Origin of the sequence: Sphingomonas sp. GM_Shp_1, from assembly GCF_026540895.1 — a bacterium.
GTDB lineage: Bacteria > Pseudomonadota > Alphaproteobacteria > Sphingomonadales > Sphingomonadaceae > Sphingomonas.
Genome location: NZ_JALNUR010000070.1, coordinates 1 through 2,500 on the forward strand (window position 1 = coordinate 1; position 2,500 = coordinate 2,500).

Sequence of the window (2,500 nt, forward strand, 5' to 3'; positions counted from 1 at the left end):
TGTTGTGTACGCGGACTATAATGCCTGGCGACGCCCTACTCTTCCACTGCTTGAGCAGTAGTACCATTGGCGCAGTCGGGTTTCACGGCCGAGTTCGGGATGGGATCGGGTGGGACACCGACGCTATGGCCACCAGGCAATAGAGTCCGCGGACACTGACCTCGTTGCCTTTGCGGGCGACGAGGTGGTTTTGGGTAAAAATCGATGCACCTGGCTTGGAGTGAATGACCGCACTCTCAGTCATCAGCCCAGGGCTGATGGTGGGGGTGTGGAGCTCTCAAGCGCGAATAGGACAATTAGTATCGGTTAGCTCCATGCGTTACCGCACTTCCACATCCGATCTATCAAGGTCGTGGTCTTCGACCGTCCTGAGAAATCTTATCTTGAGGGAGGCTTCCCGCTTAGATGCTTTCAGCGGTTATCCCGTCCGTACATAGCTACCCTGCTGCGCCGTTGGCACGACGACAGGTACACCAGAGGTACGTTCAACCCGGTCCTCTCGTACTAGGGTCAACTCCTCTCAAATTTCGACGCCCACGGCAGATAGGGACCAAACTGTCTCGCGACGTTCTGAACCCAGCTCACGTACCACTTTAATTGGCGAACAGCCAAACCCTTGGGACCTGCTCCAGCCCCAGGATGTGATGAGCCGACATCGAGGTGCCAAACAACCCCGTCGATATGAGCTCTTGGGGGTTATCAGCCTGTTATCCCCGGCGTACCTTTTATCCGTTGAGCGATGGCCCTTCCACGAGGGACCACCGGATCACTATGACCGACTTTCGTCTCTGCTCGACTTGTCAGTCTCGCAGTCAGGCTGGCTTATGCCATTGCACTCTAACAGCCGGTTTCCAACCGGCCTGAGCCAACCTTCGCGCGCCTCCGTTACTCTTTAGGAGGCGACCGCCCCAGTCAAACTACCCGCCACAGAGGGTCCCTGTACCGGTTTCACGGTACGAGGTTAGACATTAGATAACAACAGGGTGGTATTTCACCTATGGCTCCACATCGGCTGGCGCCAATGCTTCAAAGCCTCCCACCTATGCTACACAGTTCTTATCCAATGCCACTCTGAAGCTGCAGTAAAGGTGCACGGGGTCTTTCCGTCTAACCGCGGGTACTCCGCATCTTCACGGAGAATTCAATTTCGCTGAGCATGTCCTGGAGACAGTGGGGAAGTCGTTACGCCATTCGTGCAGGTCGGAACTTACCCGACAAGGAATTTCGCTACCTTAGGACCGTTATAGTTACGGCCGCCGTTTACCTGGGCTTCATTTCAGAGCTTGCACTCCTCCACTTAACCTTCAGGCACCGGGCAGGCGTCAGGCCCTATACGTCGTCTTGAAGCCGACTTAGCAGAGCCCTGTGTTTTTGCTAAACAGTCGCTACCCCCTGGCCTGTGCCCCCCATGAGAGCTTGCGCTTACATGGGGCCTCCTTCTTCCGAAGGTACGGAGGCAATTTGCCGAGTTCCTTCAGGACACTTCTCTCAAGCGCCTTGGTATACTCTACCTGACCACCTGTGTCGGTTTCGGGTACGGTCTATACGGTGGGGCTATTTCCCGGGACCTCTTCGAGGCACGTCCAATCCGATAAGGACGTACAACACACGAGATCCGTCACACACCACCAGGCCCACGAATATTAACGTGGTTCCCATCGACTACCCCCTTCGGGCTCGTCTTAGGGGCCGGCTCACCCTGCGCGGATTAGCCTTGCGCAGGAACCCTTGGTCTTTCGGCGAGAGGGCATCTCACCCTCTTTATCGCTACTCATGTCTGCATTCGCACTTCCGATACCTCCACGACCCATTACCAGATCGCTTCGCAGGCTTACGGAACGCTCCGCTACCGCGTGCACTTGCGTGCACACCCTAAGCTTCGGTGCGTGTCTTGAGCCCCGTTACATCTTCGCCGCAGAAACCCTTGTTTAGACCAGTGAGCTGTTACGCTTTCTTTAAAGGATGGCTGCTTCTAAGCCAACCTCCTGGTTGTTTTGGGATTTCCACATGCTTTCCCACTTAGACACGACTTGGGGACCTTAGCTGTAGGTCAGGGCTGTTTCCCTTTTGACGACGGACCTTAGCACCCGCCGTCTGTCTCCCGAGTATCACTCATAGGTATTCGGAGTTTGGTTAGTATTGGTAGATCTCGCGACCCCCGCAACCATCCAGTGCTCTACCCCCTATGGTGTCCGCTCGAGGCACTACCTCAATAGTTTTCGCGGAGAACCAGCTATTTCCCGGCTTGATTGGCCTTTCACCCCTAAGCACAACTCATCCGGTAACTTTTCAACGTTAATCGGTTCGGACCTCCAGTGCGTGTTACCGCACCTTCATCCTGGTCATGCATAGATCGCCGGGTTTCGGGTCTAATACTTCAAACTAAAGCGCCCTATTCAGACTCGCTTTCGCTGCGCCTACACCTATCGGCTTAAGCTTGCTTGAAACATTAAGTCACAGACCCATTATGCAAGAGGTACGCAGTCACCCCATAAAGAGG

2 rRNA genes (1 of these 2 cut by a window edge) are annotated in these 2,500 nt (G+C 54.8%); both read right to left on the bottom strand.

What is annotated here, in order from left to right:
* Nucleotides 1-22 precede the first annotated feature (22 nt).
* Nucleotides 23-137: ribosomal RNA gene (gene rrf, locus OXQ33_RS17360) — 5S ribosomal RNA — on the bottom strand.
* A 139-nt stretch (nucleotides 138-276) separates the two neighbouring features.
* A 23S ribosomal RNA gene (locus OXQ33_RS17365) occupies nucleotides 277-2,500 on the bottom strand (it continues 599 nt past the right edge of the window).